We start from the raw sequence: 19,460 nt of genomic DNA on the forward strand, positions 1-19,460 counted from the left end.
ACTACCCAAGCCCCCGGTCCAGCGCGGCGGTCCGGGCGTGAACCGGGTCAGGTCCGGAAGGAAGCAGCCCTAAGCGCCACGGGTCGGGTGCCGCTGGGTAGCCGGGGGCCTTTTCCACAGGGTTATCCACAGGGCCCGGCCCGCCCTTGGGGACGGAGCCTAGCGAAAAAAACCCTTTAGGAAGGCACTTTCCCCGGGCCTTCGTCCCCTTGGGCTCTTCGGGCCACGCCCTTTTCCACAAGGGCCCGCACCTCCTCGGGGGCGTAACCGGCCTCGAGGAGGACCGCCTCCGTGTGCTCTCCCAGGAGGGGGGGCGGCAGGGAGGGGGAGGCGGGGGTGCGGGAGAGGAAGCGCAAGGGGTTGGCCAGGGTGGGGAGGGCGCCCAAGAGGGGGTGGGAAAGGGTCCAGACGGCCCCTCGAGCCCTCGCCTGGGGGTCTTGGAAGGCTTCTTTTAGGTCGTTCACGGGGGCGGCGGGGACGCCCGCCTCCTTGAACCTTTCCAGCCAGTGGGCCCGCGGGCGGGTCTTTAGGGCCCGGGAAAGGGCCTCCACCACCTCCTCCCGGTGCTCCACCCGGAGGGCATTGGTGGGAAAGCGCCGGGCGAGGTCGGGAAGCCCCACCACCTGGCAAAGCCTCGCGAACTGCTCGTCGTTCCCCACCGCCAGGACGAGCCAGCCGTCCTCCGCGGGGAAGGCCCCGTAGGGGACGATCTGAGCGTGGGCGTTGCCGAGCCTTTTTGGGGGATTTCCCGTGAGGAGGAAGCTTTCCCCCAGGTTCGCCAGGGCGAAAAGCCCCACGTCAAAGAGGGAGAGGTCAATGTGCTGGCCCTCCCCGCTTCGCTCCCGCTCCAGGAGGGCGGCGAGCACGGCCAAGGCCCCCATCATCCCCGTCATCACGTCAATCCAGGCCACGCCCACCTTCATGGGGGGGCCTTCGGGCTCGCCCGTGACGGACATGATCCCGGTGTAGCCCTGGAGGGCGGCGTCGTAGCCGGGCTCAGAGGCCCTGGGCCCCGTGTGGCCGAAACCCGTGAGGGAGAGGTAGATGAGGCGGGGGTTGAGGGCTTGGAGGCTTTCGTAGTCCAGGCCGTAGCGCTTCAGGTCCCCGGTCTTGAAGTTCTCCACCAGGACGTCTGCCCGGGCGGCAAGCCGCCGCACCACCTCCTGGCCCTCCTTGGCCTTCAGGTCCAAGGCCAGGCTTCGCTTGCCCCGGTTCACCGCCAGGAAGTAGGCGCTTTCCCCCTGGACGAAGGGCGGGCCCCAGCCCCGGGTTTCGTCCCCCCAAGGGGGCTCCACCTTGGTGACCTCGGCCCCTAGGTCGGCCAGGATCATGGTGCAAAGGGGCCCAGCCAGGACCCGGGAGAGGTCCAGAACGCGGATGCCATCAAGGGGCCTCATGTGGGCATCTTACGCCAGGGGCAGGGGTGGGGGTTTGGGGAAGCTGGGGACATTTTACCCTTGAGGAGGTTTTGGCTGGGGGTATACTGTCCTTGTGAGGGTCGTATGAGGGCACTGCGCCTAATTGTGGGAGTGGCAGGTCTGGGCTTCCTGCTGGGCATGGGGGGGTATGCCTTTTACCAGGGCAAGGGATGGTCTTACTTGAGCGATAGCCCGGAGGCCTGTGTGAACTGCCATATCATGCGGGACCAATATAATTCCTGGCAACACTCCAGCCATCGCAACTGGGCCAGTTGCAACGACTGTCACATGCCCCACACCTTCCTGGGCAAGTGGACTACCAAGGCGATCAGCGGCCTGCGCCACAGCGTGGCCTTCACCACGGGGCGTTTCCCCGAGCCCATCATGGCCACGCCCCGTAGCCGGGCCATTGCCTTGGAAAACTGCGTGGCCTGCCACCGCCCGGTGGTGGAGGCCATGCTCCTGAGGCCCGGGGTGCACGGCCCTGAGGACCTGAACTGCACCGCCTGCCACGGCAACGTGGGGCACAGGGGGCTGAAGTGATGAGGTGAGGCTATGAAGGGAAGCGGATGGTTGCAGATACTAGGCGTTCTGGCGGTCTTCGTGCTCCTGGGTGTGGGGGTGGGATATGTGCTGGCCACCATTGTGAAACGCCAGGCGGAGGCGCAGCAGTATCCCCTGAAGCTGGTGGAGATCGGGGAGCTGGAGGTGGATCCGGCAGTCTGGGGAAAGAATTTCCCCTTGCACTACGATCGCTTTTTGCGCACCCGGGAGGACTACGGGCGTACCGCTTACGGCGGCAGCACCCCGTACGACAAGCTGGAGGCCAGGCCCTTCTTGAAAATCGCATGGGCCGGCATGCCTTTCTCCGTGGATTACAAGGAGGAGCGGGGGCACTACTACGCTCAACTGGACCAATTCCACAGCAAGCGCACCACGCAGTTTAAGCAGCCTGGGGCCTGCCTTAACTGCCACTCGGGGGAGTTTCTCAAGCTGGTGGCGGAGATGGGCTGGGACGAGCTCAACCGTACCCCCTACGACCAATTCCGTGAGCGCTTGGCGGCGGGAGGGCATCTTGGGGTGACCTGCGCCGACTGCCACGACCCCAAGACCATGGCCCTGCGCATCACCCGTCCCGCCTTGGAAAACGCCCTCAAAGCGCAGGGCAAGGACTGGCGGCAGGCCTCGAGGCAGGAGATGCGCACCCTGGTTTGCGCCCAGTGCCACGTGGAGTACTACTTCCTGGGCGAGGGCAAAACCCTCACCTTCCCCTGGTCCAAGGGGACCACGGTGGAGGCCATAGAGGCCCACTATGACGCCTACGGCTTCAAGGACTGGACCCACGCCCTCACCGGGGCCCCCATGATCAAGGTGCAGCACCCCGAGTACGAGCTCTACACCACCAGCGTGCACCACAAGGCCGGGGTGGCCTGCGCCGACTGCCACATGCCTTACATCCGCATCGGAGGGAGGAAGATCAGCGACCACTGGATCCGGAGCCCCCTCACCAACGTGGCGCAAAGCTGCCAGACCTGCCACCGGGTGCCCGAGGCGGAGCTTGTGGAGCGGGTGAAGACCATCCAGGACCGCACCAAGGAGCTCGTCACCACCGCGGAGAAGGCCCTCGAGGAGGCCATCTTCGCCCTGCAAAAGGCCGTGGAGGCGGGCCTTCCCCCGGAGAGGCTGGAGGAGGCCCGCAGGCTTCACCGGGCGGCCCAGCTCCGCTGGGACTTCGTGGATGCGGAGAACAGCATGGGCTTCCACAGCCCCCAGGAGGCGGCCCGCATCCTGGCCCACGCCACCGACCTGGCCCGGCAGGCCCAGCTGGCTGCGGAGCGGGCCCTCAGGGGCGAGTAGCCCTCCGCCGGGGGGCTGCCCCTTTGGGGCAGCCCTTTCGGTATAGTGGGGGCGTGGCGCGCCTCCTGGGGCACCTCTTGGTTTTCCTGGTCCTCCTCTTCGTTCTCCTCCCCTTCCTCTGGATGGCCTACGCCGCCTTCATGCCCAAGGAGGCGGTCTACTCGGGGGAGCTCTTTTCCCGGGTGGGCTTCAGCCTGGAGAACGTGCGGGGCCTGGGGAAGGAGGGGTTTTGGGACCGGCTTTTCTTCTCCCTGGGGCTTTCCGGCGGAGTGGTGGCCCTAGAGCTCCTCACCGCCCTCTTGGCGGCCTACGCCCTAAGGGCGGGCCTGGGGCTCCTCCCCCTTTACCTGGTCCTGATGGCCATCCCGGCGGAGCTTCTCTTGGTGCCCCTTTACGGCATCCTGAAGGGCCTCTCCCTTCTGGAGACCGCCTGGGCCCTGGTCCTGCCCTTTGCCGCCAGCCCCTTCGCCATCTACCTGGTGTACCAGGCCATGCGGGCCGTGCCTGAGGAGCTTCTGGAGGCGGCTAGGCTGGATGGGGCCGGGCACCGGGTGCTCCTCTTCCGGATTCTCTTCCCCCTGGTCCGGCCCACCCTGGTGGCCGCGGGGGTCTTGGCCTTCGCCGCCCACTGGAACCTGGTCCTCTACCCTCGGGTGGTGGTCTCCGATCCAAGGTTCTGGACCCTCCAGACCTGGCTCACCGACCTGCAGCGCAAGTACCCCACGGACTGGGGCCTGCTTTCGGCGGCGGCCCTCTTCTCCGTGCTCCCCATCGCCCTCCTCTACCTCCTCTTTGAAAGGCGGGTGGTGGCCACCTTTGAGGAGGGGTTGAAGGGGTAGGCCTTCCCGCGCTACCTTGGGGGCATAAGCGAAGGGGGTGAAGACCGTGCGCATCTTCGCGGTGGCGCTCGCCCTTTTCCTCTCCGGGTGCTTCCCCGTGGCCATGCTGCGGACGCCGGAGCCCGCACGGGGGGCGGCGTTTTCCCTGGGGGCAACCCTGATGCCGAACCCCTTTGGCGGCCAGACGACCGTCCTCCTGCTGCCTTACCTGGGCTACGCCGAGGGGGACGGGACGTGGGAGTACAACCTCTCCCTGCAGTGGGGCCTCCGGGGCGGGGTGAAGCTGGGCCTGGCCCCCGGGGTGAGCCTGGACGGGGGGCTGACCCTGCCCCTGGCCCTGGGCGAGGGGGCGGACTGGAGCCAGGGGGTGCCCGTGGTCCTGGACGGGGGGGTCATCCTGGGCGGGGGGGGTTCTTACGTTTCACCCAGGCTCCACCTCATCGGGGTGCCGGGGAAAGGGTGGGGGCTAGCCTACCAGCTCTCCGCGGGGATGTACGGCGGGGAGTGGATCGGGGAGGTGGGGGCCATGGGCGGGCCAGGGATGGCGGGGTGGCTCCTCAGCCTCTCCGCCGCCTGGCGCTTTGGAACTTCTCCCGAAGCGCCTTAAGCCTTTCTCGCACCCGCGCTTCCCAGCCCTCCCCCGTGGCCTCAAAGAGGGTGAGGTCTTCCAGGCCCTCGGGCAGGTACTTTTGGGCAAAGCTCCCTTCCTTGTCCTCGTGGTAGTAGGCGTAGCCTTTGCCGTGCCCCAAGGCGCGGGCGAGGTCCGTAGGGGCGTTCCTCAGGTTCAGGGGCACGGGGGCCTCGGGGTGGGCCTTGGCCGCCTCTTCCGCCCTTCCCCAGGCGGCGTAAAGGCTGTGGGACTTGGGGGCCAGGGCCAGGTAGACCGCGGCCTCCACCAGGGCGAGCTCGCCTTCCGGGCTTCCCAGGGCCTCGTAGGCCTCCTTGGCGGCCACGGCGAGCCTGAGGGCCAGGGGATCGGCCAGGCCCACGTCCTCCACCGCCACCCGGATGAGGCGGCGGGCCAGGTAGAGGGGGTCGGCCCCGCCCTTAAGGAGCCTCGCCAGGTAGTAGAGGGCGGCATCCACGTGGCTTCCCCGTAGGGACTTGTGGAGGGCGGAGACCAGGTCGTAAAAGTGGTCCCCCTGCCGGTCCATGGCGTAGCGCCCCGCCCCCAGGGCCTCCCGCACGCTTTTTAGGTCCACCTGGCCGAAGGCGGCCGCCAACTCCAGGGTGTTCAAGGCGAAGCGGGCGTCGCCCCCCGCCGCCTGGGCGAGGAGCCTTAGGGCTTCCTCCTCGTGGGGGGTGCCGGGAAGGCCTCTCTGGTCTTCCAGGGCCCGCTTGAGGAGGAGGAAGAGGTCCTCCTGGGAAAGGGGCCTTAGGGGGAGGAAGCGCAGGCGGGAACGGAGGGCGGGGATGAGCTGGAAGGCGGGGTTTTCCGCGGTGGCCCCGATCAGGGTGAGGAGGCCGGACTCCAGGTGGGGCAGAAGGGCGTCCTGCTGGGCCTTGTTGAAGCGGTGGATCTCGTCCAGGAAGAGGACCAGGCCCCCTTCCGCCCGGGCCCTTTCCACCGCCTGGCGCACCTCCTTGAGCCCGGCCTCCACCGCGGAGAGCCTTAGGAAGGGCCTTCCCACCCCCTCGGCGAGGAGCCGGGCCAGGGTGGTCTTCCCCGTGCCGGGGGGGCCAAAGAGGACCATGGAGGAGAGCCGCCTTGCCTTCAGCATCCGCCTCAAGAGCCCCTCTGGGCCCGTGAGGTGGGGCTGGCCCAGGACCTCGTCCAGGCTTTGGGGGCGGAGCCGTTCGGCCAGGGGTTCCATCCTTCCCATGCTAAGGCCGGAGTAAGGGGGGACGTGGTAGGCTTGGGGCAAGCATGCGCTGGCTCTTCCTCCTGCCTTGGGCCCTCTTCCTCCTGGGGCTTCTGCCCCTAGCCCTTCTGGAGCCCGTGGGCCAGGTGGAGCGGGGGCTTTGGCTCCTTTTGGCCGCCCTCCTCCTCGCCGGGGCAGCGAGCCTCTACTCCCGCTTCCCCGTGGCCTTTGGCGTCCAGCTCTTTTTGGTGCTGGGCCTAGGGCTTTTGGCCTTCCAGGTGGCCCTGGAAAGCGCCCTCGCCCTCACCGGGGTGGAGACCCCCGGGTATGTGGCCCTGGGCGGGGTGCTTGCGGCCTTGGCCCTCGGGGTGGCCTTCGTCCTGGGGACGGGGCGGGAGGCCCCCCTCCTCCCGGCCCTGGAGGGGGTAGGGGCCAGGGAGGACCTCCTGCGCCTGGCGGGGGCCCTGGAGGGCCTGGCCCTGAGGCGGCCTTTGGTGCTGGTCTACCTCTCCGCCTCCGTCCCCCCGGAGCGGCTTCAGGCGGAGCTCAGGCGGGGGGACCTGGCCTTCCGGCTGGAGGGGGGGTATCTTTTGGTGCTTCAGGGAAGCCGCCCCGAGGATGCGGCGGGGCTTTTAAGGCGGCTACGGGAGCGCTTTCCCCTTTCCGCCTACGCGGTGGAGCGGTGGCAGGGGGGGAGCCTGGAGCGGGTCCTGGCCCGCCTCGAGGCCGAGGCCCTCTTGCAGTCCTGAAGGTGTAGGTTTCCCCAACTACACCGCCTGCGGGGTGTACGGCTTTCCCCTTTACCTTATCCCCCTCGCCTTCCCCGGGGGCTACCCTTAACCTCAAGGAGGTCAGCCATGGAGCAGGCCAAGGAGATCAGCCAGGCGTGGCAGGAAGCCCTGGAGACCTACGGGGAGCGGGAAGAGGAGTAGGGGCGGAAAGGGATCACACCAGGCGGCTTCTCAGCCAGCTGGAGGCGAAGTCGATAAGGTTCACCACCAAGACGATGGCGATGATGCCGATTACCATCTGGTCGTAGTGGCCCGCGTCCATGGCCCCTTTGATGAAGAAGCCGATGCCTCCGGCCCCCACCAGCCCCAGGACGATGGACACGCGGAAGTTGATTTCAAAGCGGTACAGGGTGTAGGACACAAAGAGGGGAAGCACTTGAGGAAGTATGGCCCAGCGCAGGACATTGCTCCCGCTGGCCCCCACGCTCTCCAGGGCCTCAATGGGGCCTTTATCCACGTTTTCTATGGCCTCGGAGTAGAGCTTCCCCAGGTCGGCGATGGAATGGATGGCCATGGCCAGTACCCCGGCAAAGGGACCCAGGCCCACCGCCGCCACCAGGATCAGGGCCAGGATGAGGGTGTCCACCCCTCGGTCCACGTTGTAAAAGCCCCGCATGAGGTAGAAGAGAAGGCGCAAGAGGGGATTCTGGAAGGTGAGGTTGCGGGCGGCTAAAAAGCTGGTGGGCAGGGCGAAAAGGGCGGCCAGGAGGGTGCCTACCAGGGCGATTTCCACCGTGAGGAGCATCTCGCTGGCCACGCTTTGGAGGGGATAGATGCCGCTTTCCGGCTGGGCCAGATTGGGGGGCCAGGCCCGGTCTAGGAAGTTCACCAAAAAGGGCCAGCCTTTGACCAGCTTGCCCAGGTCAAACTCGGTGGCGTCAAAGGCAGGGAAGACGCTCAGGGCCACCCCGGCCAGAACCAGGCCCGCCCGCAGGTCGCCCGCCTCGGCCAGGCCCGGGTTCCTCAGGAGCCAAAGCCCCGAGCCCACCATCACCCCTAAGAAGAGGAGCAGGGCCACCGCCCCGTAGCCCAGGGCCCAGGGTTGCAGGAGGCGGTAACCCGCCTGGGCCACCTCCTGGGGAAGCCGCCCCTCTCCCAGGCCGGAGAGGTCCTGGATGGGGTTTAGGGGGGGGAGGCCGATCTCCTCCCGCACCCGGTTCAGCTCCTTCAGGCTCCGGTTGTAGGCCGCCACCAGGGCCTCCTCGGACCCCGGTTCAGCGGGGAGCACCAGCTTGTAGTAACCCCCCATGCGGGGAAAGTAGGTTTGGCCCTGGGGGGAGCTGAGCCAGAAGAAGGCTCCCAGGGCCGAGGCCACCCCCACGAAGAGCCAGAGCCAGGCCCGCCGCCTTCCCAAGAAGGCGAGGGCCACGAAGGGGAGGAGGAAGAAAAACCCCACCACCCCCTCCATGAGCCCGGGGATCGGCTTCAGCCGCACGAGGTGTGCGGGGCCCTGGAGGAAGAGGTAAAGGGCCAATGCCCCGAGCCCCCCGCCGAGGACCCCGCCTAGGCCTGCCGCTTTCCCGCCGAAGTGGGCCAGGGCCAGGGCGAGTAGCCCTCCCAAGGGCACCAGGGCCAACTTTGGGGCGAAGGGGAGAAGGGCGAGGAGGGTGGGTCCCAACGCTTCCCGGGAGAGGTAGCCCACCGCCCCCGCCAGGGGAAAGGCCAGGGTGGCCACCAGAACGCCGAGGGCCGCTGCTACCAGGTGGCGGCGCACCGAGCCGCGGCCCAGGCCTAAAAGGCCGGCCAGAGCCATGCCGAGCAGGAAGAGGGCCAGGCTCATAGGGCCTCCAGGTTACCCGCATAGACCCTTCGCTCGACCTCCGGGGTCAGGGCCTCCACGGGGCCATCAAAGACCAACTGGCCCCGGTTAAAGGCCAGGACGCGGCGGGCATAGCGCCGGGCCAGCTCCAGGACGTGGATGTTTACCAAGACGGTCACCCCCTTTTCCTGGTTGTACTCCTTGAGGATGCCCAAAATGACGTCGGAAAGCCTGGGATCGAGGCTGGCCATGGGTTCATCGGCCAGAATCAGCTCCGGCTCTTGGGCCAGGGCCCGGGCGATGGCCACACGCTGTTGCTGCCCCCCGGAGAGCTGGTCGGCCCGGGCCCGTTCCTTGCCCTGGAGGCCCACGCGGCGGATCTGCTCTAGGGCGATGGCGGTGTCCTCCTCGCGGTACAGGCCAAGGAGCCCCTTCCAGGCGGGCAGGTAGCCCAGGCGCCCATGCAGGACGTTCTCCAGCACGGTAAGGCGCTGGACGAGGTTGAACTGCTGGAAGATAAAGCCCACCCGGCGGCGGAAGGCCTGGAGTTCGCGGCGGGAGAGGTGGGTGACCTCCACTCCCCCCACCCGTATCCCCCCCGCCGTGGGCTCCACCAGGCGGTTGAGGGTGCGCAAGAAGGTGCTCTTGCCTGCCCCCGAGAGGCCGATGATGGCCACGAAGTCTCCCTGGGGGATAGAGACCGTGACCCCCGAGAGGGCCTGGGTGCCGTCCGGGAAGGTCTTGCTCAGGTTCCTGACCTCGATCATGTTTCCCCAAAAAAGGCCCCCAGGGGTGCCTGGGGGCCGGAAGGGCTAGGGCCTCACTTGTCTTGGCCGGAGATGCGGCGGGCCTCGCGCACCACGTCGTAGTCGCTATCCTTAGCCGGGATCATGTAGTCGATGCGGTAGAGGTTCTGCAGGAGGTTGCACTTGGGGGCCTGGCAGCGCTGGATGGCGGCGGCGATGCCCTTGGCCAGGTTGGAGTACCGGGTGAGGAACTCCTTGGAGACGGAAAAGGTATCCCCGGGGATGGGCTTGGAGTAGAAGATGGCGACGATCTGCCGGGCCTCCTCGGGCTTTAGGAACTGGGTCCAGGCCCCGGACTTGTTCTTGTCGTCGTTGGCGAAGGTAGCGGCGGCGTCCACCGACTTGTTGAGCACGGCCAGCACGGCGGCATCGTGCTTGCCGGCAAAGACCTGCTTGGCGAAGAAGGTGTCGGGGTTGATGCCCCGGCTCACCAAAGCCGCTCGGGGGAAGATGTAGCCAGCGGCGGAGAGGGGGTCCACCCAGGCGATGGTCTTGCCCTCGAGGTCCTCCACCCTCTTCATGCCGGAATCCCTTCGCACGATGATGGCCGACCAGTAGTAAGGGTTACCGTTGCGCACCGACTTCAAGAGCACCTCGGCCCCTGCCTCCCGGTGGGCCAGCACGTAGCCGTCTGGGGGAAAGAAGGCGAACTCCAGCTTGCCCGCCTTCATGGCCTCGATGAGGCCGCGGTACTCGGTGGGAACGAAGATCTCCACCTCCACCGTTCCCTTGAACTCCTTCTCTATGTAGTCGGCGATGGCCTGGGCCGCCGCCTTGAGCTGGTCGGAGTTCTGGGTGGGGTTGAAGCCGATGCGCACCTTCACCGGGGCCTGGGCTTGGCCCAGGCCCAAACCGAACAGGGCCACTATCAACAGAACTAGGCGTTTCACCAGGCGATTCTACACCGCCTTTCCCCCGGGGCAAGGGGGGTTACTTCCCCACCAGGCGCTTGCGCTGGGAGGGGTCCAGGACCTTCTTGCGCAGGCGCACGCTCCTGGGGGTTACCTCCAGGAGCTCATCCTCGGCCAAGAACTCCAGGGCTTCCTCCAAGGAGAGCCTCCTTGGGGGGATGAGGCGGATGTTCTCGTCGGAGCCCGCGGCGCGCACGTTGGTGAGCTTCTTGGCGATGGTCACGTTCACGTCCAGGTCGTTTTCCCGCACGTGCTCCCCCACGATCATGCCCACGTAGACCTCGGTTCCCGGTTCAATGAAGAACGCCACCCGCTCCTGCAAGCGGTTCAGGCTGTAGGCGGTGGCCACCCCGGCCTCCATGGCCACGGCGCTCCCCGTGGTGCGGGTGGGGATGGGACCGGCCTCGGGGCCGTAGCCGTGAAAGGTGTGGCTCAGGAGGCCTTCCCCCCCGGTGAGGGAGAGGAAGAGGCTCCGGAAGCCAAACAGGGCCCGGGCCGGGACCACGAACTCCGCCCGCACCCTTTCCCCCACCTCCATGTGGACCATCTCCGCCCGCCTGGATCCCAGGGCCTCCATCACCGCCCCAAAGCGCTCCTGGGGCACCTCCACCACCAGGAGCTCGTAGGGCTCGAGGCCGTCTTTGGTGAGCACCCGGGGCTGGCCCACGCTGAACTCGTACCCCTCCCGGCGCATGGTTTCCAGGAGGACGGCAAGGTGGAGCTCTCCCCGGCCCCTAAGCTCAAAGACCTCCGGTCCCACCTCCTCCACCTGCAGGGCCACGTTGGTGCGCAGCTCCTTGAGGAGGCGCTCCTTGAGCTTCTGCCCCGTCACGTACCTGCCCTCCCGGCCGGAGAAGGGGGAGGTGTTGGCGGTGAGGGTGAGGGCCACGGTGGGCTCGTCCACCTGGAGGCGGGGAAGGGCCTCCGGGGCCTCCTGGGCGGCCAGGGTGTCCCCGATCTCCGCCCCCTCCACCCCGGCCAGGGCGAGGATGTCGCCGGGAAGGCTTCCCTCCACCTCCACCCGCTCCAGGCCCTGGTGGGTGTAGACCCTGGCTACCCGGGCGGGCAGGGCCGAGCCCTCCTTAAGGACCACCACGGTCTCCCCCGGGCGCACCCGGCCCCGGGCCACCTTGCCGATGGCCACCCGGCCCAGATAAGGGGAGTGGTCCAGGTTGGCCACCAGGAGCTGGAAGGGGCCTTCTGTCCACCGGGGTGGGGGGACGTGCTCCAAAATGGTTTGAAAAAGTTCCGAGAGGTCTTCCCGGGGCACCTCCCGCCAGGCCCGCCCTTCCCGGCCGATGGCGTAGAGGTAGGGAAAATCCAGCTGCTCCTCCGAGGCCCCCAGGTCCACCATGAGGTCAAAGGTGAGGCTGAGCACCTCGTCGGGGCGGGCCTCCTTCTTGTCCACCTTGTTCAGAACCACGATGGGCTTTAGCCCCGCCTGCAAGGCTTTGCGCAAGACGAAGCGGGTCTGGGGCATGGGGCCCTCGGCGGCGTCCACCAGGAGGAGCACCCCGTCCACCAGGGAGAGGGCCCGCTCCACCTCGCCCCCGAAGTCCGCGTGGCCGGGGGTGTCCACGATGTTCACCTTCACCCCTCCCCAGACCACCGCGGTGTTCTTGGCCAGGATCGTGATCCCCCGCTCCTTCTCCAGGTCGTTGGAGTCCAGGATGCGCTCCCCCTCCTCCTTGGCGAGGGCCTTGGCCTGGCGGAGCATGGCGTCCACCAGGGTGGTCTTGCCGTGGTCCACGTGGGCTATAATGGCGATGTTTCGGATCTCCATGGGGTCACCCAATCCCCCCACTCTACCACGGGCGGGCGCTTAGGATAAGGGCATGGTGGTGGCCACCTTTTCCCTGGTGGCCCAGGACCCCGAGACCGGGGACCTGGGCGTGGCCGTGGCCAGCAAGTTCCTGGCGGTGGGGGCGGTGGTCCCCTTTGCCGAGGCGGGGGTGGGGGCCATCGCCACCCAGTCCTACGCCAACCCCCGGTTTGGCCCCCAGGGCCTCGCCCTCCTCAGGCAGGGGGCGAGCCCGGAAGGGGTCCTCGAGGCCTTCCGCCGCACCGACCCCGACTTGGAAAAGCGCCAGTTCGGCCTGGTGGCGGCCACGGGGGAAAGCCTCACCTTCACCGGCAGGGAGTGCCACCCCTGGGCCGGGGGGGTGGCGGGGGAGGGCTACGCCGCCCAGGGCAACCTCCTCACGGGAGGCGAGGTGGTGGAGGCCATGGTGGAAACCTTCCTCACCGCCAAGGCCCCCTTTCCCGAAAGGCTCCTTTTGGCCCTGAGGGCGGGGGAGGAGGCGGGAGGGGACAAGCGGGGCAAGCAGTCCGCCGCCCTCCTGGTGGTGGGGGAGGGGAAAGGGTACGGGGGGCTTTGGGACCGCTACGTCGACCTCCGGGCCGACGACCATCCCGAGCCCGTAGACGAGCTCTTCCGGCTCCTATCCCTCCACCGCCTCCTCTTTGAGCGCCCCAAGGAGCGCCGCCCCCTCGCCGAGGAGGAGGTGCGCTGGCTCCAGGGGGTGCTCAGGCGCCTGGGGCTTTACGCCGGGGAGGTTCACGGGACCTTTGACGAGGCCACGGAGCGCGCTTTCCTGGCCCTGGTCGGCATGGAGAACCTGGAGGAGCGCTACCAAGGGGGAATGGAGGTGGACGAGGCCACCTTGAGCTACCTCAAGGAGAGGTACGGATGGAGCTAGGGGCCGGGGGCGTGGTCTTCAACGCCAAGCGGGAGGTGCTCCTCCTTCGCGACCGTATGGGCTTCTGGGTCTTCCCCAAGGGTCATCCGGAGCCGGGGGAGGCCCTGGAGGAGGCGGCGGTGCGGGAGGTCAGGGAGGAGACGGGCGTGGAGGCCAGGGTCCTGGCCCCCCTTTTCCCCACCCGCTACGTGAACCCCAAGGGGGTGGAGCGGGAGGTCCACTGGTTCCTCATGCGGGGGGAGGGGGAGCCCCGCCTGGAGAGGGGCATGACCGGGGCGGGCTGGTTTTCCCCTGAGGAGGCCCGGGCCCTCCTCGCCTTTCCCGAGGACCTGAGGCTTTTGGAGGTGGCCCTTGAGCGTCTACCGCTTTGAGGACAAGGTGCCCCAGGTGCACCCCACGGCCTTCATCGCCCCCGGGGCCCACGTGGTGGGGGCGGTGGAGGTGGCGGCGGGGGTCTCCGTGTGGTTTGGGGCGGTGGTGCGGGGGGATTTGGAGCGGGTGGTGGTGGGCCCGGGGACGAACGTCCAGGACGGGGCCGTGCTCCACGCGGACCCCGGTTTCCCCTGCCTCCTGGGGCCCAAGGTGACCGTGGGCCACCGGGCGGTGGTCCACGGGGCGGTGGTGGAGGAGGGGGCCCTGATCGGCATGGGGGCCGTGGTCCTAAACGGGGCTCGGATCGGCAAAAACGCGGTGGTGGGCGCGGGGGCGGTGGTGACGGCGGGCATGGAGGTGCCCGAGGGGATGCTGGCCCTGGGGGTCCCGGCCCGGGTGGTGCGCCCCGTGGAGCCTCCGGGCAACGCCCCCCGCTACCAGGCCCTGGCGGAGCGGTACCGGAAGGCCCTCTTGCCCGTGGACCCCCCGAGGCGCTACCGCCTCACCCTGAGGGGCCAGGATGCCCTGAACCCGTTCAGCGAGGTGCACCTTTTGCTCAAGCGCACCCGGAAGGAGGTCCTGGAGGTCCTCAGGCGGGCGGCCCAGGGCTTCCCCCTGGGCCCCGAGGAGGCCTTGCCCCTCCTTCAGGAGGGGTTCCTGGCCCCGGAGTGAGGCGGGGGCCACATAGGGAAGGGCCGACAGGGAGCATCATGGAACGCAAGATGGTGGAGATAGAGGAAACCGGCCTGACCTTTGAGACCGAGGTGGACCTGAAGCGCCTCGAGGCCCTCACCGCCCAGTGGCTTCAGGCCATTGGGGAGGACGCGGGCCGGGAGGGCCTTTTGAAGACGCCGGAAAGGGTGGCCAAGGCCTGGGCCTTCCTCACCCGGGGCTACCGCCAGGACCTTAAGGCCATCGTCAACGGGGCCATCTTCCGGGCGGAGGGCAGCGAGATGGTGGTGGTGAAGGGGATTGAGTTCTACTCCATGTGCGAGCACCACCTCCTTCCCTTCTTCGGTCAGGTGCACATCGGCTACATCCCGGATGAGAAGATCCTGGGCCTTTCCAAGTTTGCCCGCATCGTGGACATGTTCGCCCGCAGGCTCCAGGTGCAAGAGCGCCTGGCGGTGCAGATCGCCGAGGCCATCCAGGAGATCCTGGAGCCCCAGGGGGTAGGGGTGGTGGTGGAGGGGGTCCACCTGTGCATGATGATGCGGGGCGTGGAGAAACAGCACTCCCGCACCGTGACGAGCGCCATGCTGGGGGTCTTTCGCGAGAGCCAGAAGACCCGGGAGGAGTTCCTAAGCCACCTCAGGTAAAACCCTTTTTCCCTGCTTCGTTCGCCCCCCTGCCGCCCAAAATCCCCACCGGAGCCTTTCGCCGGGGCCCCCATGCTGGCGCAAGCCAGCATGGGGTGGCATAAAACCCCCTGCCTTTTGGCAGGGGGTTTTACCGCTACTCGGGGGTTTGGGGCGGGGGCGGCACCTCGCACCCGGGTACGGCCATCTGGGGAGCCACCGCCTGCACGCTCACGGGGATTTCCGCATCCCCCACCCCCGCCACGTGGAGGCGGAGGGTGCCGCTTTGCGCCCCCTGGGGCACGCGGAACATGAGGGTGGCGGGGTTCTCCTGCTGGGTGATCTCCGGGGACTCCGCGGGCAGGCCGGGATCCGGGGGGAAGAGGGCGTAGTTGGTGCCGCTGTCCCACTCCGCCTGGGTGCCGAAGGCGTTGCCCGTGAGGAGCATCCAGTCCCCCGCCCGCACCTGGCACCCCGCCACCACGTTGGGCTGGACCGACTGGATGCGGAGGCTCCCCGTGGTGCGGATGCCCTGGGGAGCGGCGCAGGCCGCGAGGGCGAGGAGAAGGAGCCAAAGGGATTTTTTCATGTCTTCCTCCTTGGGAAAGGCCCTACTCGGTGCAGTGACCGGGGCCTATGAGGCCGTTGTTGTAGGCGTCCAGGGTGCCGGCGTGGCCCTTGGCCTGGTTGGCTACGGCCTTGCTCAAGGTGTCGCTAGGCTTGTAGGTCTGGAAGAACTGGTCCGCCCAGGCCAAGGCCGCGTCCACGGCGGGGGTGGTGGAGGCCCCGTTCAGAACGTTCAGCCTGGCGGCGATGAACTGGTGGGCCAGGATGTAGTAGGCGTTGCCCCCGGAAGGGGAGGTCCAGAGGACCTGGTGGTAGCTCTGGCCGGAGAGGTAGAAGGGGGTGTCCTCCCCCACCTTGGCCCAGGTGTCGTCGTAGGGAGCGGGGCCGTACTTGGAATGGGTCTTCCAGTACCCCGGGGTAAGGGTACAACCCCCGGCGCAGGGTACGGTTACCTTCACCATGGCCGAGGCGCTTCCCCGGGTTTTGGTGGTGCTCGTGGTGAAGGTGGCGGTGTTTGGCACCTCGTACTCCCCGCAAGCATCAAAGCGCACCTGGCGCGCAAAGAAGTAGGTCTGGGAGATAACGCCCTCGGGCGTGATGCCGCTGATGGCGTTCACCAAGGTGGCCGAGGGGTCTTCCACGGTTACGCTGCCGTCCACCACCTCGGTGGGGGCGGTGAAGGCGAAGCTGGCCTGGCCCGAGGCGGTGCCGCCTTGGGTTCCGTCCGTCCAGCTCACGGAGGCGGTGTTGGTGCGGCTCTGCCCGTTGGGCAGGGCCTGGCTGTAGGCGCAGGCGAGGCTCTGCCCCGCGGGCAGGGTGTAGGGGAAGGTCACGCCGCAGTCCAGGGGTACGCTGATCCCGTCCGGGGTGATGGTGTCCGTGGGCGCTTGCAGGACCACGTCTACGCTGCCCGTGTTCTTGAGGGTCACCGTGCCCTCCACCCGGAAGTCCGAGTCCTTAGGGGTGCCCACCAGGTCCACCGCGTACTTCACCAGGTAGCTTTGCCCAGGGGCCAGGGTGAGCGTGCCGCTGGAAGGGTCCGTGACCCGCTTTGCCATGGTCCAGATGTAGGTGCGCTTGAACTTGGGGACCGCGGTCTTGGTTACCTCCACCGAAGGGCCCACCGCCACCTGGGGGCTTACCCCCTGGGGGCTTTGGGAACAGGCCGCCAAGAGCCCCACCGCCAAAAGAATGCCGTACCAATGCCGCATACCCAATCCCTTCCTTTCTCCATCAGTGATTCGCACTTTCCGACGGGATGCTGAGGCGGATCTGCCCCAGGGTTTCCCCGTCGGCCAGCACCAAGAGGAGGTGTTGACCGGGGCCTAAGGCCACCTCCCCGGTCCAGGTGTAGCCGTCCTCGCTTCGGAGGGCGAAGGTCTGGCCTTCCTTACTAAGGGCCATTTCCCTGGCCCGGAACCGCAGGGTGAGGCGGACTTTGGGGCCTTCCAAGGCCTGGGGGCTGTAGAGGGAACCCGCCACCACCTGGAGCACGAGGGGGGTCTCCACCTCCTCCTGGCCGCTGGCCCGCACCTTGAGGCTGTGGAGGCCAGGGGGAAGGGGGAGGCGGAACCGGGCGGCGTAGTAGTTGGCCTCCTGGGGGAGGAGGAAAACGGGTCCGGTGGGGAGCTCCACCCAGACCTTCTGGGCCTGTCCCTGGACTAGGGCCTTCACCTCCACCTCGGACCCGGCGATGGGAACGGAGGGGTCGGCGGTGGCCACCAGGCTCAGGCGTTCGGCGGTGTAGGTGACCTCCACTTCCCGCTTGGGCGGGGCCACCCGGACTTGGACGGGGGGTGGGGGGCCCTCGAGGCCCACCTGCACCTCCTTGGCCTCCACCTCCTGGTATCCCGCGGGCAGATAACGGGCATCGGGGTAGACCCGGTAAGGGCCAGCAAAAAGCCCTCCGAGGACCGCCTTGCCGTTTACGTCGGCCCGGGTGCACCGGGTAACGGGCCCTCTAGCGCAGACCCCCGCATAGGCCAGCCCCGTTCCGCTTTCCGCATCCAGGACCTCCACCCTAAGCTGAGTGGCGGGGGCGAAGGGAAGGGGCTTATCCAGGCGGCTGTTCAGGCCCACCTCGAGGGCCTCCTCCCCCACCAAGGCCAGGTTGGCGGGGAGGTTGGGGAAGAGGAGGCGGCCTTGGCCCACGGGGGCCAGGAGGCGGTAGCGGCCCTCGGCGTCCGTGGTCTCGCAGGTGTTCCCCAGGCACACCTTAAGGCCCGCCAGAGGGGCCTCCCCGGGGTCCAGGTGCCCGTTGAGGTTCCCGTCAAGGAAAGCGGTGCCCACCACCTCTCCTCCCTTGCGCCCGCCGAAGAGGTCCACCACCTCCTTGGGGGTGGCCAAGGTGAGGGCTTGGGCGTAGGCCAAGGTGGCGCCCACGCTGTGGCGGGCTTCCCCGCCCTGGAGGATGAGGGTGTACGTGGCCCCTAGGGCCAGGCCCGGCTCCAGAAAGTTACGTCCATAAAGGGCTAGGCCAAAGCGCTGGCTGGCCTCCGCTTCCTGCCGGTACTCGTAGAACAGGCGGCTTTGCCAGACCCCGGGCCAGAGCTGGTTCCAGGCGGCGCCGTAGAGGGTGAGGTCCTTGTCGGTGCCCCGTTTGACCAGGTACTGGCCCTCCAGGCTCCCCCCAGGCAGGGCAAAGCGGAGGAGGAGGGTGCCCTCGAGGAAGGGCAGCGCCTGGTCCACGTAGCGCAGGAAACCAGAAAGGCTCAAGTCAGGCGTGCCCAGGCTGAAGCTTCCCTGGTAGCTTTGGCTTTCCGGGGCTTTCCCGGAGAGCGCCCGCTGGAGGCCGTAGCCCAGGCCCAGGCTCCCGGTGTACACCCCGGGCTCGCCGAAGCTCACGCTGAGGCTCGGGGCCAAGCCGTAGCCGCGGCTTTCCCCTTGCTGGCGGTAGCTTCCCGTGAGGCTCAGGAAGGCCCCCGGAAGGGGCTGGGAGTAGAGGGTGAGCTGGCTTTGCCAAAGCCCCGAGGCCGACCCCACCTGCCAGCTGGTGCTGGCCCTGAGGCCCAAGGGGTAAAGGCTTCGCGTACCCCCGGCGAGGCCCAGGGCGTGGAGGCCGGAGAGGGGCACGCCGCTATAGCTTTGCACCAATTCCAGGTCTTGGGTCTGCCAGGTAAGGGTCTGGCTCAGGCCAAAGCTCAGGCGGTAATCCTCCCCGGCCTGGCCAGCGAGGTCGGTGCCCAGGCCCAGGCTGAGGCCGCTTTCCAGGGGCAGGCGGTAGCGGAGGCTTAGGGCGTCCTGCCTGCCGGCGGGGGTGGTCTGGGTGCTGAGGCTTCCTTGGAGGTCCAGGCTCTTGTCCAGGCTCACCCCACCGGCGCGCAAGGCCAGGGCCTGGGGCCGGTAGTTCCCCTCCAGGCTGAGGCGCGCGCCGGGTAGCCGGAGGCTACCGGCCAGGCCGAAGCTCCCCCCACCGGCCTGGGCCCGGGCCTCAAAACCTTCCCCCTTGAGGCTTAAGGTGAAGCTTTGGGGAAGGCGCAGGGGGTCCTGCAGGTCCCCGCTTAGGGGGCTTGGGGCGAGGCTCGCGCTCACGTAGTCGGAGAGGGCCCCCGTGAGGCCAGCGGTCACCTGGTAGCCCACCTGGCCCTGGACCTGCCCCCGCTCCCAGAGGGCCCCGAGGCTTAGGGCCAGGCCCAGGCCCAGGGTGAGTTCGGGGTCTTTGCCCCGGCCCCGCCCTCCCAGGGGGTCCTTGAAGAGGACGATCACCCCCGCTTCCCTGCGGGCCTCCGCCACCCCCTTGGGGGTGGCGCGGAGCTTCAGGTAAAAGCGGTAGCCCGCGGAGAGCTGCCCTTGTGGGCTCACCAGAACCCGGGCCACCCCCGTCTCCCCTGGGGCCAGGCTGAACCCGCTGGGGTTGAGGAAGACCTGGGCCATGGCGGCCTCCGCCTCCAGGAAGATCTCCTCCTTCTGGTTGGAGCGGTTGGTCACGTAGACGGGGAACTCAAAGGGCCCGCCCAGCTCGGCCTCGAGGGTAGCGGGGGCGGAGAGGGCGATCTCGGTGCGGGGAAGCACGGTGAGGGCGGCCTCGGTGCGGGCCACCTCCTTTCCCTCCTGGTAGGCCACCACCCGGGCCAGGCCCTGGGTGCCCGCGGGCAGGGGAGGCACCCGGAGGGTGAAGCTCAGGGTTTCCACCCCTCCCTCCAGGACCGCCGTCCGCTCCTGGGAGAGGGCCTGCCAGCCCTCAGGGGGCTCGAGGTGAAAGCGCACGGTCCCCCTGCCCTCCACCTGGAGGCTCAAGGTGAGGTATTCCCCCGGGGCGCCTGCCAGCCTGGGGGAAGGCAGGAAGCGCACCTGGGCCCAGGCCATGCCCAGGAGGAGGAGAAGGGGTAAAAGCTTTCGCAT

The 19,460-nt window shown here is 68.1% G+C and carries 18 protein-coding genes and 1 other RNA gene; 10 read left to right on the top strand and 9 right to left on the bottom strand.

Annotated elements, in window-relative coordinates; all coding sequences use genetic code 11:
- The first annotated feature begins 10 nt into the window (after nucleotides 1-10).
- Nucleotides 11-111: signal recognition particle sRNA small type (gene ffs / locus ACYQ0J_RS08290), an RNA gene on the top strand.
- 65 nt (nucleotides 112-176) lie between these two features.
- Here ffs and ACYQ0J_RS08295 read toward each other — a convergent pair.
- The gene (locus tag ACYQ0J_RS08295) at nucleotides 177-1,397 is read right to left on the bottom strand and encodes a CaiB/BaiF CoA transferase family protein (RefSeq protein ID WP_460171688.1); all 1,221 of its coding nucleotides are present in this window, start codon (nucleotides 1,395-1,397) and stop codon (nucleotides 177-179) included.
- Between the two features lie 105 nt (nucleotides 1,398-1,502).
- Between ACYQ0J_RS08295 and nrfH the strand changes: the two genes are divergently transcribed.
- Genes nrfH through ACYQ0J_RS08315 form a run of 4 tightly spaced genes read left to right on the top strand, consistent with a single transcriptional unit; the run spans nucleotide 1,503 to nucleotide 4,721 of the window.
- On the top strand, nucleotides 1,503-1,961 hold the full coding sequence (nrfH, locus tag ACYQ0J_RS08300; RefSeq protein WP_353300329.1) for a cytochrome c nitrite reductase small subunit: 459 nt from the start codon (nucleotides 1,503-1,505) through the stop codon (nucleotides 1,959-1,961).
- A 12-nt stretch (nucleotides 1,962-1,973) separates the two neighbouring features.
- On the top strand, nucleotides 1,974-3,275 hold the full coding sequence (locus ACYQ0J_RS08305; protein WP_460171689.1) for an ammonia-forming cytochrome c nitrite reductase subunit c552: 1,302 nt from the start codon (nucleotides 1,974-1,976) through the stop codon (nucleotides 3,273-3,275).
- A 53-nt stretch (nucleotides 3,276-3,328) separates the two neighbouring features.
- Nucleotides 3,329-4,114: a carbohydrate ABC transporter permease gene (locus ACYQ0J_RS08310; protein ID WP_460171690.1), complete on the top strand. Its 786-nt coding sequence runs from the start codon at nucleotides 3,329-3,331 to the stop codon at nucleotides 4,112-4,114.
- A gap of 37 nt (nucleotides 4,115-4,151) precedes the next feature.
- Entirely contained in the window at nucleotides 4,152-4,721 is a 570-nt protein-coding gene (locus ACYQ0J_RS08315) for a hypothetical protein (protein WP_460171691.1), read from the top strand.
- Here ACYQ0J_RS08315 and ACYQ0J_RS08320 read toward each other — a convergent pair.
- Nucleotides 4,672-5,937, bottom strand: coding sequence for a replication-associated recombination protein A (locus ACYQ0J_RS08320; RefSeq protein WP_460171692.1), 1,266 nt, complete (start codon nucleotides 5,935-5,937; stop codon nucleotides 4,672-4,674). The two genes, ACYQ0J_RS08315 and ACYQ0J_RS08320, sit on opposite strands and share 50 nt — an antisense overlap.
- Before the next feature lie 44 nt (nucleotides 5,938-5,981).
- Between ACYQ0J_RS08320 and ACYQ0J_RS08325 the strand changes: the two genes are divergently transcribed.
- Nucleotides 5,982-6,665 carry a hypothetical protein gene (locus ACYQ0J_RS08325; protein ID WP_460171693.1) on the top strand — a complete coding sequence of 228 codons (684 nt, stop codon included), beginning with the start codon at nucleotides 5,982-5,984 and terminating at the stop codon, nucleotides 6,663-6,665.
- 196 nt (nucleotides 6,666-6,861) lie between these two features.
- On the opposite strand, the gene phnE is transcribed toward ACYQ0J_RS08325, so the two are convergent.
- Genes phnE through typA form a run of 4 tightly spaced genes read right to left on the bottom strand, consistent with a single transcriptional unit; the run spans nucleotide 6,862 to nucleotide 11,966 of the window.
- Entirely contained in the window at nucleotides 6,862-8,487 is a 1,626-nt protein-coding gene (phnE, locus tag ACYQ0J_RS08330; protein WP_460171694.1) for a phosphonate ABC transporter, permease protein PhnE, read from the bottom strand.
- Nucleotides 8,484-9,233 (bottom strand): phosphonate ABC transporter ATP-binding protein, encoded by a 750-nt coding sequence (gene phnC, locus ACYQ0J_RS08335; protein ID WP_460171695.1) that lies wholly within the window; start codon nucleotides 9,231-9,233, stop codon nucleotides 8,484-8,486. The genes phnE and phnC overlap by 4 nt, the downstream gene beginning before the upstream one ends.
- A 53-nt stretch (nucleotides 9,234-9,286) precedes the next feature.
- The gene (locus ACYQ0J_RS08340; RefSeq protein WP_460171696.1) at nucleotides 9,287-10,162 is read right to left on the bottom strand and encodes a phosphate/phosphite/phosphonate ABC transporter substrate-binding protein; all 876 of its coding nucleotides are present in this window, start codon (nucleotides 10,160-10,162) and stop codon (nucleotides 9,287-9,289) included.
- Nucleotides 10,163-10,202: 40 nt separating this feature from the next.
- Nucleotides 10,203-11,966 carry a translational GTPase TypA gene (typA, locus tag ACYQ0J_RS08345; protein ID WP_460171697.1) on the bottom strand — a complete coding sequence of 588 codons (1,764 nt, stop codon included), beginning with the start codon at nucleotides 11,964-11,966 and terminating at the stop codon, nucleotides 10,203-10,205.
- 52 nt (nucleotides 11,967-12,018) lie between these two features.
- Between typA and ACYQ0J_RS08350 the strand changes: the two genes are divergently transcribed.
- From ACYQ0J_RS08350 to folE, 4 genes are read left to right on the top strand one after another with little or no spacing between them, the layout of a single operon-like run.
- Nucleotides 12,019-12,882: a DUF1028 domain-containing protein gene (locus ACYQ0J_RS08350; RefSeq protein WP_460171698.1), complete on the top strand. Its 864-nt coding sequence runs from the start codon at nucleotides 12,019-12,021 to the stop codon at nucleotides 12,880-12,882.
- Nucleotides 12,873-13,253, top strand: coding sequence for an NUDIX hydrolase (locus ACYQ0J_RS08355; protein WP_460171699.1), 381 nt, complete (start codon nucleotides 12,873-12,875; stop codon nucleotides 13,251-13,253). The genes ACYQ0J_RS08350 and ACYQ0J_RS08355 overlap by 10 nt, the downstream gene beginning before the upstream one ends.
- On the top strand, nucleotides 13,234-13,926 hold the full coding sequence (locus ACYQ0J_RS08360; RefSeq protein ID WP_460171700.1) for a gamma carbonic anhydrase family protein: 693 nt from the start codon (nucleotides 13,234-13,236) through the stop codon (nucleotides 13,924-13,926). The genes ACYQ0J_RS08355 and ACYQ0J_RS08360 overlap by 20 nt, the downstream gene beginning before the upstream one ends.
- 38 nt (nucleotides 13,927-13,964) lie before the next feature.
- Nucleotides 13,965-14,573, top strand: a complete 609-nt coding sequence (gene folE / locus ACYQ0J_RS08365; RefSeq protein ID WP_460171701.1) for a GTP cyclohydrolase I FolE — start codon at nucleotides 13,965-13,967, stop codon at nucleotides 14,571-14,573.
- Nucleotides 14,574-14,709: 136 nt separating this feature from the next.
- On the opposite strand, the gene ACYQ0J_RS08370 is transcribed toward folE, so the two are convergent.
- Genes ACYQ0J_RS08370 through ACYQ0J_RS08380 form a run of 3 tightly spaced genes read right to left on the bottom strand, consistent with a single transcriptional unit; the run spans nucleotide 14,710 to nucleotide 19,460 of the window.
- Nucleotides 14,710-15,141, bottom strand: coding sequence for a hypothetical protein (locus tag ACYQ0J_RS08370; protein WP_460171702.1), 432 nt, complete (start codon nucleotides 15,139-15,141; stop codon nucleotides 14,710-14,712).
- A gap of 22 nt (nucleotides 15,142-15,163) precedes the next feature.
- Nucleotides 15,164-16,330, bottom strand: coding sequence for a hypothetical protein (locus ACYQ0J_RS08375; protein ID WP_460171703.1), 1,167 nt, complete (start codon nucleotides 16,328-16,330; stop codon nucleotides 15,164-15,166).
- Nucleotides 16,331-16,352: 22 nt separating this feature from the next.
- Nucleotides 16,353-19,460 (bottom strand): COG1470 family protein, encoded by a 3,108-nt coding sequence (locus tag ACYQ0J_RS08380; protein ID WP_460171704.1) that lies wholly within the window; start codon nucleotides 19,458-19,460, stop codon nucleotides 16,353-16,355.

It is taken from the genome of Thermus sp. FJN-A, assembly GCF_054655095.1.